Genomic DNA, 18,507 nt, shown 5'->3' on the forward strand with positions numbered 1-18,507 from the left:
CGGAGACCTTTTAAGTTTTTGATAAAGAAAGGAGCCAGATCGGCTCCTTTTCCCCTTTCCTGTCAGCTAGACGATTCAGGCTTGCTGACCAGACTCTCCAGCGACGGTAATGCGCCGTTATAATGTTCCAACGTAATCGACACTGCAACCGTTCCGCCTTTATCCGCCGTAAAGTTCCCCGCTGTGCTCACTTCAATCGTCGGTGAACCATGATTATCAGTGATACGAATATAGCGGCTGATATCGGTTCCTTCCTCCAATTCGCCCACCAGATCGCTTAAATCAATCCGGTCACCCTCTTTGGCATTGAAGTCTTTGATCACATCGTTGCCGATATCGCCAGCCTGCCACTTGAAGATATCCGCGCCAGCTCCGCCAATGAGCGTATCGCCCCCAGCGCCGCCAATCAGGATGTCGTCTCCGCTACCGCCGTAGAGCAGGTCATTCCCTGCCCCGCCATAGAGGGTGTCATTTCCTCCCTGGCCGAACAGGATATCATCTCCGTCGCCGCCATTGAGTATGTCATTGCCATCTTTCGCCGACGACAGATCGAACTCCGCGCTGTGCGTGGCAATATAGCCATGCATCTCTTTCGCAGTTGGTACACCGGTTTGCATACCTAACTGCTTGCCGATGTAATTCTGCAAGGCGGTGATACCATTGCCGTCGGTATTAGGAAACGACACGACATCGCCGAACAGAATGTCATTCCCTAACCCGCCATTTAGTTGATCATTACCTGCATGCATCGACTCGCTGCTGCCCAGAATCGCTTTATTCAGGTTAGCAGGGTCAATATGATCCTGAACGACGCCGTCGGTGTCATAGTGCTTCAGTGTATCGCTATTTAAATCAGCACCAATGCCAATCGCTTCAATCGTCGACTGCTTCTTCAACAAATTGAAGGCCTGAGTCGCATTGGTGTTGCTGACATCGCGGTTGCCTGAATTATCAATCCAGTACCAATTGCCGCGGTAGTCCTGCGTCCAGTAACTACTGTTATTACCCACGCCGCCCAGAGAGGATATTTCATACGTTCCATCCCCCTGTGCGTGCACTTGTCCAATGACCGTACCTACGACTTTATTGCTCTTATCGCTCCAGGCATACTGATAGACGTTCCCCCTGCTATCAATGACTTCACGGACGGCACCGCGTACATCCATAGAGTAAGACTGCCCCGGTTTGTAGGCGATATTGTCAATATTCAGCGACTGCCACCAGTCGCTCACGCGCACTTCATTCGCTTCATTGGTCTGGTAGTAAGTTGGCTCACCGTCGGTAATGAAATATGTCAGGTTATTACCCACATTTTTTTTCACCGTGTCGCTTTGGAACCAGTTAGCCGTCGTCTTGAATACATCTTCATAGTTGGTTCCACCGCCTGCGGAAGATCCACCCACCATTGAATTTAATACGGCGGTCAGCTTGTTAAGTGCATTCGTGTCGTTCAGATTCACAGATACGGTTTTACCAACCTGCGTATCAAAGTCAGCCAGAAAAACGTTCACCGTACCAGAATTCACGCCGCCAGCACTGTTGATCAGACTTTTGAACACGTTGCTCAACGACGTGCGCGTATTGTCGATATCCGTTGACGACATACTGCCTGATGAGTCGACCATAAATGCAATGTTGTAATTCTGCCCTTCAATGATCTGCAAACCGGATACATCCGCAATCATCACATCATGGCTATGCGTACCAGACATGTTGTCATCGCCGACGGTACCAACGCTCATTCCATACTGTTCAACGCCTCCGGCAGAGTATCCGGTCGCTGTATCGTGGTTGGCGATTTCTGTCGATGTCGCCTGAGCGACCACGTTGAACTTACCGGCATCGACCGACACTTCGAGCGTAATCTTTCCAGCCAACGTCTGAGCATTGTTGGCGTTCTTGATGAGATACGATCCATCATCGCCAACGGTATACTTCACATTGTTAATGTGGTCAGTCAGCACCGTTCCTTTCGGGATTCCCGTGAGCGTAATCCCTGACAGGGTTTCACTACCGTCGCGGTCGGTCAGTGCTGCCGAAACATCAAGCGTATGCGTCTGCGTGCCAGCCTCCGTAGACGTTTTCGTCGTCGTACGACCACTGTTTGCGGCAACTACGACCCCATCGCCATAAATAACGCCATCAAGGTGATTGCTACCTTGAAGTAAAGTTGTGCCTTTATAGGTTACCGACACATTCTCTAGCGTATTGACATTGCTGCTGGCGTTATTATTGGTACCAACCGTACTACCATATCCTTGCGTTTTCGTACCTTGGATAAAGACATAATCGGAATCTGTCCCAGAAGAAATGGTATTCAGATTCCCCTGAACCGCATTGAGAGAACGCCAATTGCCGTCCTGCCAGTAACCGCTACCATCGTGTACCACAAAGATATCGGTATAGTTACCAGTTCCTTGGGGGTTACCATTCCCATTATCTTTACCATAATATTTGATTTGATCGGTAGGATGATCCGATTTCGGCGCCGTATCCCCCGGGCTTAACCAAACGCGGACATCCGAACCAATTTTGACGATTTTGCCATCCTGAACATCAAACCCGTTCGGGTTATTACTGCCCCCATTTACCTGAATAATCGTCGATGTTGGCGTAGTATCACCGGATGTCACCGAAAGCGTCACCGTCGGCGCATCAGCTACTGGCGTAATTCCAATGTGCAGCGCAGCCTTATCGCCCGTGTTCCCTGCGCTATCGACAGGTCGGTAAGCAATGTCCCCCAGCGATGAACCAGAGACATTACTCGCGGGCGTAAAGCGTAGATCGGTGTTGCCAGCCGTAAAGGTTTGGCCAGCGGTGACCGCTTTCCAACTTCCACTATCGTTAAAATAGAGCGTGCCAGCGGCAGCAGGCGGCAGAGACGAAATCACGATGCTTGTGGTATCGCTCGATACACCCAGATCGCTCCAGCCAATGTGCAGCGGTGTATCTTCTGTTCCCGACACCGTGTTGTTGTGTGCGGCTGGCGGCGTAATATCCATGATGGCCTGGCTGTTATCATGCGCCTGATTGCCTGCCGCATCGGTCGCCGTCGCCCCAGCGGTAATCTTGCCTTCCGCTAACGTGCTCAGATCGACATTCGTCTGCCATTTTCCGTTCGTCACGGGCACGTCATGCAGCGTAACCGACTTACCATTCACATCGGTAAAGACCAGATCGACCTTCTTCTCATTGCTGGTGCCGCTGACTACGGTATTTTTCGACTCGCTTTGGCTGACATACCCATCGTTACCAGCGAAATTCGTAATATCAATTTCTGGGGCAGTCGTATCCACACTGTAGGCATGATGAGTATTCGCCGTGGTGGCGTTCCCCGCGTTATCACGTGTGGTCACGCTGGCGCTAATGTCACTATTGGCCGCCAGCACGGTTCCCGGAACGTTGACACTCCAGGTTTTGCCGTCAGTATTCACCGTTGTCTGGTAGGTTTCGGTGCCAATTTTTACCGTAACGCTATCGCCCGCCCTAACCTCATTACCGACCTTGCCGGTAACAGAGATCGTCTGTCTGGATTCATTAGCGTTAATCACGTTATCCGACGTGACATTATCGATAGAGATAGAAGCAATCGGTGCAACGGTATCGACGCCGTAAGCGTGAGTCGTATTGGCGGTGGTGACATTGCCTGCGATATCGCGCGTCGTGACTGTCGCCGAGACATCACTATTCGCGGCAAGAACAGAACCCGGAACATTGACACTCCAGGTCTTGCCATCAGTATTGACGGTCGTCTGGTAGGTTTCGGTACCGACTTTCACCGTCACCGCGTCGCCCGCTTTGACTTCATTGCCGACTTTACCCGTCACGGCAATCGTCTGACCCGATTCGGCCGCGTTAATCACGTTATCGGACGTGACATTATCGATAGAAATAGAAGCGACAGGCGCGACAGTATCGACGCTGTAACCATGAGTCGTATTGGCGGTGGTGACATTACCTGCGGTATCGCGCGTGGTCACGGTGGCGCTCACATCACCGTTCGCGGCCAGAACAGAACCCGGCACATTGACGCTCCAGATCTTGCCGTCGGTATTCACCGTCGTCTGGTAGGTCTCGGTACCGACTTTCACCGTCACCGTATCACCGGCTTTCACATCATTATCGACTTTACCCGTCACCGTAATGGTCTGGCCCAACTCGCTGGCGTTAATCACGTTATCGCTGGTGACGTTATCAATTGAAATTGAAGCCACTGGCGCAACGGTATCGACACCGTAAGCGTGAGTCGTATTGGCGGTGGTGACGTTGCCTGCGGTATCGCGCGTGGTGACAGTCGCACTCACATCACCATTGGCTGCCAGCACCGATCCCGGAACGTTCACGCTCCAGGTTTTGCCATCGGTATTGACGGTCGTCTGGTAAGTCTCGGTACCGACTTTCACGGTAACCGAATCGCCCGCTTTGACTTCATTCCCGACTTTACCGGTCACGGCAATCGTCTGACCGGATTCGCTGGCGTTAATCACGTTATCAGACGTGACATTATCGATAGAAATAGAAGCAATCGGTGCAACGGTATCCACACCGTAAGCGTGGCTGGTATTGGCCGTCGTGACGTTGCCTGCGGTATCGCGCGTGGTCACGGTGGCGCTCACATCACCGTTCGCGGCCAGAACAGAACCCGGCACATTGACGCTCCAGGTCTTACCATCGGTATTCACCGTCGTCTGGTACGTCTCGGTACCGACTTTCACCGTCACCGCATCGCCCGCTTTTACCTCATTCCCGACTTTACCCGTCACGGCAATCGTCTGACCGGACTCGCTGGCGTTGATGACATTATCGGACGTGACGTTGTCGATAGAGATCGACGCCGTTGGCGCAACCGTATCCACACCGTAAGTGTGACTCGTATTCGCAGTGGTCACATTGCCCGCGGTATCGCGCGTGGTCACCGTGGCACTCACATCGCCGTTCGCAGCCAGCACCGCGCCCAGAACATTGACACTCCAGGTTTTACCATCAGTATTCACGGTGGTCTGGTAGGTCTCGGTACCGACTGTCATCGTCACCGCATCGCCTGCTTTGACTTCATTGCCGACTTTACCGGTGACTGCGATCGTCTGGCCTGACTCACTGGCGTTGATGACGTTATCCGACGTGACATTATCGATGGAGATCGACGCCGTTGGCGCAACCGTATCCACGCCGTAAGCGTGGCTGGTGTTCGCGGTGGTGACATTGCCTGCGATATCGCGTGTAGTGACCGTCGCACTCACATCGCCATTGGCGGCAAGCACGGAACCCGGAACGTTGACATTCCAGGTTTTGCCATCGGTATTAACCGTGGTCTGGTAGGTCTCGGTACCGACTGTCACCGTAACCGCATCACCCGCTTTAACTTCATTGCCAACCTGACCCGTCACCGCAATGGTCTGGCCAGACTCAGTAGCGTTAATCACGTTATCGGACGTGACATTGTCGATGGAGATCGACGCGACAGGTGCGACGGTACCCACGCCGTAAGCATGGCTGGTATTGGCGGTAGTGACGTTGCCTGCGGTATCACGAGTGGTAACGGTCGCACTCACATCACCATTTGCAGCCAGCACAGCACCCGGAACATTCACGCTCCAGGTTTTACCGTCGGTATTGACGGTGGTCTGGTAGGTCTCGGTACCGATTTTAACGGTGATGGCATCACCTGCTTTAACATCGTTATCGACGTTACCGGTGACGGCAATGGTCTGGCCGGACTCGCTGGCATTAATCACGTTATCGGACGTGACGTTGTCGATAGAGATAGACGCCGTTGGTGCAACCGTATCCACACCGTAGGCGTGATTGGTATTCGCAGTCGTGACATTTCCTGCGGTATCACGCGTAGTGACCGTCGCAGAAACATCACCATTGGCTGCCAGCACGGACCCCGGAACATTGACGCTCCAGGTCTTACCGTCGGTATTGACTGTTGTCTGGTAAGTCTCAGTGCCGACTTTGACGGTAACCGCGTCGCCTGCTTTGACTTCATTGCCGACTTTACCCGTCACCGCAATCGTCTGACCGGACTCGCTGGCGTTAATCACGTTGTCCGACGTGACGTTGTCGATAGAGATCGACGCGACAGGCGCAACGGTATCCACGCCGTAAGCATGAGAAGTATTGGCCGTGGTGACGTTGCCTGCCGTATCGCGGGTGGTCACGGTCGCACTCACATCGCCGTTTGCAGCAAGCACAGAACCTGGAACATTCACGCTCCAGGTTTTACCGTCGGTATTGACTGTCGTCTGGTAAGTCTCAGTACCAACTTTTACGGTAATCGCGTCGCCCGCTTTGACTTCATTACCGACTTTACCGGTCACTACAATCGTCTGACCGGACTCGGCTGCGTTGATGACGTTATCTGACGTAACATTATCGATAGAGATCGACGCGACTGGCGCAACCGTATCGACACCGTAAGTGTGGCTGGTATTGGCCGTCGTGACGTTGCCTGCAGTATCGCGCGTGGTCACGGTGGCACTCACATCACCATTCGCCGCCAGCACCGATCCCGGAACGTTCACGCTCCAGGTTTTGCCGTCGGTATTCACGGTGGTCTGGTAGGTCTCGGTACCGACTTTAACCGTGATCGCATCACCGGCTTTCACTTCATTACCGACTTTACCGGTAACCGCGATGGTCTGGCCGGATTCGCTGGCATTGATGACGTTATCTGACGTGACGTTATCGATAGAAATCGAAGCGACAGGCGCTACGGTATCGACGCTATAAACGTGGCTGGTGTTCGCGCTGGTGACGTTGCCTGCGGTATCGCGGGTAGTGACCGTCGCACTCACATCGCTGTTTGCAGCCAGCACGGAACCCGGAACGTTCACACTCCAGGACTTACCATCGGTATTTACGGTCGTCTGGTAGGTTTCGGTACCGACTTTCACCGTCACCGCGTCGCCAGCCTGAACTTCATTGCCAACTTTACCTGTCACCGCAATGGTCTGGCCCGATTCGCTGGCGTTGATCACATTATCTGACGTGACATCATCGATAGAGATAGAAGCTGTTGGTGCAACCGTATCCACGCTGTAAGCATGACTGGTATTGGCGGTGGTGACATTGCCTGCCGTATCGCGGGTAGTGACCGTCGCACTCACATCGCTGTTGGCCGCTAACACAGAGCCCGGAACATTAACGCTCCAGGTTTTGCCGTCAGTATTCACCGTCGTTTGATAGGTTTCGGTGCCGACTTTCACCGTCACCGCATCGCCCGCTTTAACTTCATTGCCAACTTTACCGGTCACCGTAATGGTCTGGCCCGATTCGCTAGCATTAATCACGTTGTCCGATGTGACGTTATCGATGGAGATCGAAGCGACAGGCGCTACGGTATCCACGCCGTAAGCATGAGTAGTGTTTGCAGTGGTGACGTTGCCTGCGGTATCACGGGTGGTGACGGTCGCACTCACATCACCATTCGCGGCCAGCACTGATCCCGGAACATTGACGCCCCAGGTCTTACCATCGGTATTCACCGTGGTCTGGTACGTTTCCGTGCCGACTTTAACGGTAATCGCATCCCCGGCTTTCACGTCGTTATCGACTTTACCGGTCACGGCAATCGTCTGGCCGGATTCACTGGCATTAATCACGTTATCGGACGTGACATTGTCGATAGAGATCGACGCCGTTGGCGCAACGGTATCGACACCGTAAGTGTGCGAGGTATTGGCGGTAGTGACGTTGCCTGCGGTATCGCGTGTGGTCACGCTGGCGGAGATATCGCCGTTCGCAGCCAGCACTGAACCCGGAACGCTCACGCTCCAGGTTTTGCCATCGGTATTCACCGTCGTCTGGTAGGTCTCGGTACCGACTTTAACGGTAATCGCATCGCCTGCTCTCACGTCGTTATCGACTTTACCGGTCACCACGATGGTCTGCCCGGATTCGGCGGCATTGATCACATTATCGGACGTGACATTATCGATAGAGATAGAGGCTGTCGGCGCAACCGTATCCACGCTATAAGCGTGACTGGTATTGGCGGTGGTCACGTTACCTGCGGTATCGCGCGTCGTAACAGTCGCAGAGACATCGCCATTGGCTGCCAGCACGGAACCCGGAACATTCACGCTCCAGGTCTTGCCGTCGGTATTGACGGTCGTCTGGTAGGTCTCGATGCCGACTTTTACCGTAACCGCGTCGCCCGCTTTGACTTCATTGCCGACTTTACCCGTCACGGCAATCGTCTGACCCGATTCGGCCGCGTTAATCACGTTATCGGACGTGACATTATCAATAGAGATAGAGGCTGTTGGTGCAACCGTATCCACGCCGTAAGCATGGCTGGTGTTCGCGGTGGTGACATTACCTGCGGTATCACGGGTAGTGACCGTCGCACTCACATCACCGTTTGCAGCCAGAACAGCACCCGGAACATTGACGCTCCAGGTTTTGCCGTCGGTATTCACCGTCGTCTGGTAGGTTTCCGTGCCGACTTTAACGGTAATCGCGTCACCCGCTTTCACGTCGTTATCGACTTTCCCCGTCACGGCAATCGTCTGGCCGGACTCGCTGGCATTGATCACGTTATCTGACGTGACGTTATCGATAGAGATCGAAGCGACAGGCGCTACGGTATCCACGCCGTAAGCGTGACTGGTATTGGCCGTGGTCACGTTGCCTGCCGTATCGCGCGTGGTTACTGTAGCACTCACATCGCCGTTCGCAGCCAGCACTGATCCCGGAACATTGACGCCCCAGGTCTTACCATCGGTATTCACCGTGGTCTGGTACGTTTCCGTGCCGACTTTAACGGTAATCGCATCCCCGGCTTTCACGTCGTTATCGACTTTACCGGTCACGGCAATCGTCTGGCCGGATTCACTGGCATTAATCACGTTATCGGACGTGACGTTATCGATACTGATAGACGCCGTTGGCGCAACGGTATCCACGCCGTAAGCATGAGAAGTATTGGCGGTGGTGACGTTACCTGCCGTATCGCGTGTGGTCACAGTGGCGCTGATATCGCTGTTGGCCGCTAACACGGAGCCCGGAACGCTCACGCTCCAGGTTTTGCCATCGGTATTCACCGTCGTCTGGTAGGTTTCGGTACCGACTTTTACAGTAATCGCGTCGCCTGCTTTAACTTCATTGCCGACTTTACCGGTCACCGCAATCGTCTGGCCGGATTCACTGGCGTTAATCACGTTATCGGACGTGACATTATCGATAGAGATCGACGCGGTTGGTGCAACCGTATCGACGCTATAAGCATGAGTCGTATTGGCGGTGGTAACGTTGCCTGCGGTGTCACGCGTGGTCACCGTGGCACTCACATCACCGTTTGCAGCCAGCACGGAACCCGGAACATTCACACTCCAGGTTTTGCCATCGGTATTGACTGTTGTCTGGTAAGTCTCAGTGCCGACTTTGACGGTAACCGCGTCGCCTGCTTTGACTTCATTACCGACTTTACCCGTCACCGCAATCGTCTGACCGGACTCGCTGGCGTTAATCACGTTGTCCGACGTGACGTTGTCGATAGAGATCGACGCGACAGGCGCAACGGTATCCACGCCGTAAGCATGAGAAGTATTGGCCGTGGTGACGTTGCCTGCCGTATCGCGGGTGGTCACGGTCGCACTCACATCGCCGTTCGCGGCCAGCACCGAACCGGGAACGTTGACGCTCCAGGTTTTGCCGTCGGTATTCACCGTCGTCTGGTACGTTTCGGTGCCGACTTTCACCGTAACCACATCGCCCGCTTTGACTTCATTACCAACTTTACCGGTCACCGTAATGGTCTGACCCGATTCACTGGCATTAATCACGTTATCGGACGTGACGTTGTCGACAGAGATAGAAGCCACAGGCGCGACGGTATCCACGCCATAAGCGTGGCTGGTGTTCGCCGTGGTGACATTACCGGCAGTATCGCGTGTGGTCACGGAGGCAGAGATATCGCCATTGGCTGCCAGCACAGCGCCCGGAACATTCACGCTCCAGGTCTTGCCATCGGCATTCACCGTCGTCTGGTAAGTCTCGGTACCGACTTTAACGGTAACCGCATCGCCCGCTTTCACGTCGTTATCGACTTTACCGGTGACGGCAATCGTCTGGCCGGACTCGGTCGCATTAATCACATTATCGGACGTGACATTGTCGATGGAGATCGACGCCGTTGGCGCAACCGTATCCACGCCGTAAGTGTGCGAGGTATTGGCGGTAGTGACGTTACCTGCGGTATCACGGGTGGTGACCGAAGCAGAGACATCACCGTTAGCAGCAAGTACAGAACCGGGAACATTGACACTCCAGGTCTTGCCGTCCGTATTTACCGTCGTTTGATAGGTTTCGGTGCCGACTTTCACCGTCACCGCATCGCCCGCTTTAACTTCATTGCCAACTATACCGGTCACCGCAATGGTCTGACCCGATTCACTGGCATTAATCACGTTATCGGACGTGACGTTATCGATACTGATAGAGGCCGTTGGCGCGATGGTATCGACACCGTAAGCGTGGCTGGTATTCGCCGTGGTGACGTTGCCCGCCGTATCGCGCGTCGTGACTGTCGCCGAGACATCACTATTCGCGGCCAGCACCGATCCCGGCACGTTCACGCTCCAGGTCTTGCCGTCGGTATTGACGGTCGTCTGATAGGTCTCGGTACCGACTTTCACCGTAACCGCGTCACCTGCTTTGACTTCATTGCCAACTTTACCGCTCACGGCAATGGTCTGGCCGGATTCGCTGGCATTGATCACGTTATCCGACGTGACATTATCGATAGAGATAGACGCGGTTGGCGCAACGGTATCGACACCATAAGTGTGGCTGGTATTGGCGGTGGTGGCGTTACCCGCAGCATCACGGGTGGTGACGGCCGCACTCACATCACCGTTTGCAGCAAGCACCGAACCGGGAACGTTCACGCTCCAGGTTTTACCGTCTGTATTCACCGTGGTCTGGTAGGTCTCGGTACCGACTTTCACCGTCACCGCGTCACCTGCTTTCACGTCATTACCGACTTTACCGGTCACCGCAATCGTCTGGCCCGACTCGCTGGCGTTGATCACGTTATCTGACGTGACATTGTCGATGGAGATCGAAGCCACTGGCGCGACGGTATCGACGCCGTAAGCGTGGCTGGTATTGGCCGTCGTGACGTTGCCTGCAGTATCGCGCGTGGTCACGGAGGCAGAGATATCGCCGTTCGCAGCCAGCACCGAACCCGGAACATTGACACTCCAGGTTTTGCCGTCGGTATTAACGGTCGTCTGGTAGGTTTCGGTACCGACTTTCACCGTAACTGCGTCACCCGCTTTGACTTCATTGCCGACTTTACCCGTCACGGCGATCGTCTGACCAGATTCGCTAGCGTTAATCACGTTATCGGACGTGACGTTGTCGATAGAGATAGACGCGACAGGTGCTACGGTATCCACGCCGTAAACATGAGAAGTATTGGCAGTCGTGACATTACCTGCGGTATCACGGGTGGTCACCGTTGCCGAGATATCGCCATTGGCGGCTAACACGGAGCCCGGAACGTTCACGCTCCAGGTTTTGCCGTCGGTATTCACCGTTGTCTGGTAGGTCTCAGTGCCGACTTTGACGGTAACCGCGTCGCCTGCTTTGACTTCATTACCGACTTGCCCAGTCACGGCAATCGTCTGGCCCGATTCGCTGGCGTTAATCACGTTATCGCTGGTGACATTGTCGATAGAGATCGACGCGACTGGCGCGACGGTATCAACGCCGTAAGCGTGGCTGGTATTCGCCGTGGTGGCGTTGCCCGCGGCATCACGGGTGGTCACCGTGGCACTCACATCGCCGTTCGCGGCCAGCACAGAACCGGGAACATTGACACTCCAGGTCTTGCCGTCGGTATTGACGGTCGTCTGGTACGTTTCGGTACCGACTTTCACCGTCACCGCGTCGCCCGCTTTGACTTCATTGCCGACTTTACCCGTCACGGCGATCGTCTGACCCGATTCGGCCGCGTTAATCACGTTGTCTGACGTGACATTATCGATGGAGATCGAAGCAATCGGTGCAACCGTATCGACACCATAAGCGTGGCTGGTGTTCGCCGTCGTTACGTTGCCTGCAGTATCGCGCGTGGTCACGGTGGCACTCACATCGCCATTGGCTGCCAGCACAGCGCCGGGAACATTGACGCTCCAGGTTTTGCCATCGGTATTGACGGTCGTCTGGTAAGTCTCGGTACCGACTTTAACCGTAATCGCGTCGCCCGCTTTGACTTCATTCCCTACTTTACCCGTCACAGCGATCGTCTGACTCGACTCGCTGGCGTTAATCACGTTATCTGACGTGACGTTATCGATGGAGATCGACGCCGTTGGTGCAACAGTATCAACGCTATAAGTGTGACTGGTATTGGCGGTGGTCACGTTACCTGCGGTATCGCGCGTGGTGACCGTCGCACTCACATCACCATTGGCGGCCAGCACCGATCCCGGAACATTCACGCTCCAGGTCTTGCCATCGGTATTGACGGTCGTCTGGTAGGTCTCGATGCCGACTTTTACGGTAACCGCGTCACCCGCTTTCACTTCATTGCCCACCTGACCGGTGACTGCAATGGTCTGGCCGGACTCGCTGCCGTTAATCACGTTATCTGACGTGACGTTATCAATAGAGATCGATGCGACTGGCGCAACGGTATCCACGCCGTAAGTGTGACTGGTATTCGCAGTGGTCGCATTGCCTGCGGTATCACGGGTAGTGACTGTCGCTGAAACATCGCTATTCGCCGCTAATACAGAGCCCGGAACATTCACACTCCAGGTTTTGCCGTCGGTATTCACCGTCGTCTGATAGGTTTCTGTGCCGACTTTAACGGTAATCGCATCCCCGGCTTTCACGTCGTTATCGACTTTACCGGTCACGGCAATCGTCTGGCCGGATTCACTGGCATTAATCACGTTATCGGACGTGACGTTATCGATACTGATAGACGCCGTTGGCGCAACGGTATCCACGCCGTAAGCATGAGAAGTATTGGCGGTGGTGACGTTACCTGCCGTATCGCGTGTGGTCACAGTGGCGCTGATATCGCTGTTGGCCGCTAACACGGAGCCCGGAACGCTCACGCTCCAGGTTTTGCCATCGGTATTCACCGTCGTCTGGTAGGTCTCGGTACCGACTTTAACGGTAATCGCATCGCCTGCTCTCACGTCGTTATCGACTTTACCGGTGACGGCAATGGTCTGGCCGGACTCGCTGGCATTAATCACGTTATCGGACGTGACATTATCGATAGAAATCGACGCCACAGGTGCTACGGTATCAACACCGTAAGCATGAGTCGTATTCGCGGTAGTGACGTTGCCTGCAGTATCGCGCGTGGTCACGGTGGCACTCACATCACCGTTCGCGGCCAGAACAGAACCCGGCACATTGACGCTCCAGGTCTTACCATCGGTATTCACCGTCGTCTGGTAAGTCTCGGTACCGACTTTTACGGTAATCGCGTCGCCTGCTTTAACTTCATTGCCGACTTTACCGGTCACCGCAATCGTCTGGCCGGATTCACTGGCGTTAATCACGTTATCGGACGTGACATTATCGATAGAGATCGACGCGGTTGGTGCGAAGGTATCGACGCTATAAGCATGAGTCGTATTGGCGGTGGTAACGTTGCCTGCGGTGTCACGCGTGGTCACCGTGGCACTCACATCGCCGTTCGCGGCCAGCACCGTGCCCGGAACATTGACGCTCCAGGTTTTGCCATCGGTATTCACGGTGGTCTGGTACGTCTCAGTACCGACTTTCACCGTCACCGCATCGCCCGCTTTAACTTCATTGCCAACCTGACCGGTCACCGCAATGGTCTGGCCCGATTCGCTAGCATTAATCACGTTGTCCGATGTGACGTTATCGATGGAGATCGAAGCGACAGGCGCTACGGTATCCACGCCGTAAGCATGAGTAGTGTTTGCAGTGGTGACGTTGCCTGCGGTATCACGGGTGGTGACCGTCGCACTCACATCACCATTCGCGGCCAGCACTGATCCCGGAACATTGACGCCCCAGGTCTTACCATCGGTATTCACCGTGGTCTGGTACGTTTCCGTGCCGACTTTAACGGTAATCGCATCCCCGGCTTTCACGTCGTTATCGACTTTACCGGTAACGGCAATCGTCTGGCCGGATTCACTGGCATTAATCACGTTATCGGACGTGACGTTATCGATACTGATAGACGCCACTGGCGCTACGGTATCCACGCCGTAAGCATGAGAAGTATTGGCGGTGGTGACGTTACCTGCCGTATCGCGTGTGGTCACAGTGGCGCTGATATCGCTGTTGGCCGCTAACACGGAGCCCGGAACGCTCACGCTCCAGGTTTTACCGTCGGTATTCACGGTGGTCTGGTAGGTTTCAGTACCGACTTTTACGATAACCGCATCGCCAGCCTGAACCTCATTACCAACCTGACCGGTTACGGCAATGGTCTGGCCGGACTCGCTGGCATTGATCACGTTATCGGACGTGACGTTGTCGATGGAGATCGACGCCGTTGGCGCAACCGTATCCACACCGTAAGTGTGACTGGTGTTCGCGGTAGTGACGTTACCTGCGGTATCGCGCGTGGTGACCGTCGCACTCACATCACCATTGGCGGCCAGTACAGATCCCGGAACGTTGACACTCCAGGTTTTACCGTCGGTATTCACCGTCGTCTGGTACGTTTCCGTGCCGACTTTGACGGTAACCGCATCGCCCGCTTTAACTTCATTGCCAACTTGCCCGGTCACGGCAATGGTCTGGCCGGACTCGCTGGCATTGATCACGTTATCGGACGTGACGTTGTCGATAGAGATCGAAGCGACAGGCGCTACGGTATCAACGCCGTAAGTGTGACTGGTGTTCGCGGTAGTGACGTTACCTGCGGTATCGCGCGTGGTGACCGTCGCACTCACATCACCATTGGCGGCCAGCACCGATCCCGGAACATTCACGCTCCAGGTCTTGCCGTCGGTATTCACCGTGGTCTGGTAGGTTTCCGTGCCGACGGTAACGGTGATCGCATCGCCCGCTTTGACTTCATTGCCGACCTGACCGGTGACGGCAATGGTCTGCCCAGACTCGGCAGCGTTAATGACGTTATCGCTGGTGATGTCATCGATAGAGATTGAGGCGACAGGTGCTACGGTATCCACGCCGTAAGCATGAGAAGTATTGGCAGTGGTGACGTTGCCTGCGATATCACGGGTGGTGACGGTCGCACTCACATCACCATTCGCGGCCAGCACAGAACCGGGAACATTCACGCTCCAGGTTTTGCCGTCGGTATTGACTGTTGTCTGGTACGTCTCAGTACCGACTTTTACGGTAACCGCGTCGCCTGCCTTGACCTCATTGCCGACTTTACCAGTGACCGCGATGGTCTGACCCGATTCGCTGGCATTAATCACGTTGTCTGACGTGACGTTATCGATAGAGATCGACGCAACCGGCGCAACAGTATCAACGCCGTAAGTGTGGCTGGTGTTCGCGGTAGTGACGTTACCTGCGGTATCGCGTGTAGTGACCGTCGCACTCACATCGCCATTGGCGGCAAGCACGGAACCCGGAACGTTGACACTCCAGGTTTTGCCATCGGTATTCACTGTGGTCTGATACGTCTCAGTACCCACTTTCACCGTAACCGCGTCACCTGCTTTCACGTCGTTATCGACTTTACCGGTCACGGCAATCGTCTGACCCGATTCAGTCGCATTAATCACGTTATCGCTGGTGACATTATCGATAGAGATAGAAGCTGTTGGTGCAACCGTATCGACGCCGTAAGTATGAGTCGTATTCGCGGTGGTCACGTTACCTGCCGTATCACGCGTGGTGACCGAAGCAGAGACATCACCGTTAGCAGCCAGCACCGATCCCGGAACATTGACACTCCAGGTTTTGCCATCGGTATTCACCGTCGTCTGGTAGGTTTCAGTACCGACTTTTACGATAACCGCATCGCCAGCCTGAACCTCATTACCAACCTGACCGGTTACGGCAATGGTCTGGCCGGACTCGCTGGCATTGATCACGTTATCGGACGTGACGTTGTCGATGGAGATCGAAGCGACAGGCGCTACGGTATCAACGCCGTAAGTGTGACTGGTGTTCGCGGTAGTGACGTTACCTGCGGTATCGCGCGTGGTGACCGTCGCACTCACATCACCATTGGCGGCCAGCACCGATCCCGGAACATTGACGCCCCAGGTCTTACCATCGGTATTCACCGTGGTCTGGTACGTTTCCGTGCCGACTTTAACGGTAATCGCATCCCCGGCTTTCACGTCGTTATCGACTTTACCGGTAACGGCAATCGTCTGGCCGGATTCACTGGCATTAATCACGTTATCGGACGTGACGTTATCGATACTGATAGACGCCACTGGCGCTACGGTATCCACGCCGTAAGCATGAGAAGTATTGGCGGTGGTGACGTTACCTGCCGTATCGCGTGTGGTCACAGTGGCGCTGATATCGCTGTTGGCCGCTAACACGGAGCCCGGAACGCTCACGCTCCAGGTTTTGCCATCGGTATTCACCGTCGTCTGGTAGGTCTCGGTACCGACTTTAACGGTAATCGCATCGCCTGCTCTCACGTCGTTATCGACTTTACCAGTGACGGCAATGGTCTGGCCGGACTCGCTGGCATTAATCACGTTATCGGACGTGACATTGTCGATAGAGATAGAAGCCACTGGCGCAACCGTATCCACGCTATAAGCGTGACTGGTATTGGCGGTGGTCACGTTACCTGCGGTATCGCGCGTCGTAACAGTCGCAGAGACATCGCCATTGGCTGCCAGCACGGAACCCGGCACATTCACGCTCCAGGTCTTACCATCGCTATTCACCGTCGTCTGGTACGTTTCAGTACCGACCTTAACAGTGATCGCGTCGCCAGCCTGAACTTCATTGCCGACTTTACCGGTGACAGCTATCGTCTGGCCGGATTCTGTCGCATTAATCACGTTATCGCTGGTGACAGCGTCGATGGAAATAGACGCAGTTGGTGCAACCGTATCGACGCTGTAAGCATGAGCCGTATCGGCGGTGGTGACGTTGCCTGCGGTATCGCGTGTAGTGACCGTCGCACTCACATCGCCATTGGCGGCCAGCACGGAACCTGGAACGTTCACGATCCAGGTTTTGCCGTCGGTATTCACCGTCGTCTGGTAGGTCTCGGTGCCGACTTTAACGGTCACCGCATCGCCTGCTTTGACTTCGTTGCCAACTTTACCTGTGACCGCGATGGTCTGACCCGACTCGGCAGCGTTAATGACGTTATCGCTGGTGATGTCATCGATAGAGATTGAGGCGACAGGGGGCAAAGTATCGACCGTTACCGCTTCACTTCCGCCCGTGCCAGGAATGCCCGCAGCATCGGTGTAACTGCCGTCAGCAATACTGACGCGGACTTCTCCCTCAAAATTGGCGGCTGGCGTCAATGTCGCCGTCCAGCGAGTAGGATCGTTAGGATCCTGCACCAGATTCGTTATTGAGCCATTTGTTACGCTGATATCACTGAGGTCAAAACCAATAATCGGTTTTGTGAAGACAAAACTTACGGTGCCATCACTGTTTATGACAATGGTGACAGAAGGCGGAGTGGTATCGGTGGAATCCGTTGCCGCAGCCAGCAACGTCGTGGATGAATCTACGCCATCCAGAACGGACGAGGCGCGGTCAGTAAACGATGCGCCAGCGGTATCATAGCCAATCGGGGTAGTCACGACCTCGGCCGTCAAATTCAGAACGACCGCTGGATTGAAATGCCCACCGCCGCCGTCACCCGCTTCTCCGGTGTTGTCATTACCCGCGGCAGTCGCTTCTAATACTTGCGTTGGGTCGGCACCCTGAGCGATAGCATCTTGTATCGCAGCAACATCATCGGCGACACCCGCACTTGCCTGAGAGGACGCACTGCTAACATCGCTCCAGCGGCTATCACGCCCCAAATCCAATGTTTTGCCATCCGGTAATGTGATTGAAACCGCGCCGTTAGCGCCGGTCACTACCTCTTCACCGCTGTAAACCCGATCGCCAGCAACCAGCAGTCTCTGGCTTCCATCAAGCGCGACGATAAAAACTTGTCCGATAACGAATTTAATAACACCAATCACACCGTTCAAAATACTTTCTCCTTGATATCTATAATTATTTTTATAATGAGGCGATATTGCGGCTATAGATTTTTGCTATCATCCTGATAAGGTTGATTTGCTGTGTGTCGTCCTGACATTTTATGAAAAAAAGCGTTACGATAGTGCTGTCGTTATGCGTCAAACGCTTGACTCAATGACCGATATAATAAAAAATTCGGAATATTCTTTCCAGAACTTTACTCATTTAGAGTAAGCCTTATTTTTTACCGCATTAAGGCACTTCAGGAATGAAATTAACATATTGATATAAAAGGAATAAAATCAAATCAATTCGTTAAGCGTTTATATAACACTCAAACACTTTAATAGGAATAATCACAAATAAAGTTTTTGTGAAGGAAAACTG

1 protein-coding gene is annotated in these 18,507 nt (G+C 54.2%); it reads right to left on the reverse strand.

Features of this window, described 5'->3' with window-relative positions:
* Window positions 1-62: 62 nt before the first annotated feature.
* A complete protein-coding gene (locus tag EIP93_RS16315; RefSeq protein WP_420899348.1) occupies window positions 63-18,128 on the reverse strand; it encodes an Ig-like domain-containing protein in 18,066 nt (6,021 codons plus the stop codon).
* Window positions 18,129-18,507: the final 379 nt, after the last annotated feature.

The sequence above is a fragment of the Pectobacterium versatile genome (genome assembly GCF_003932035.1).
Lineage (GTDB): Bacteria > Pseudomonadota > Gammaproteobacteria > Enterobacterales > Enterobacteriaceae > Pectobacterium > Pectobacterium versatile.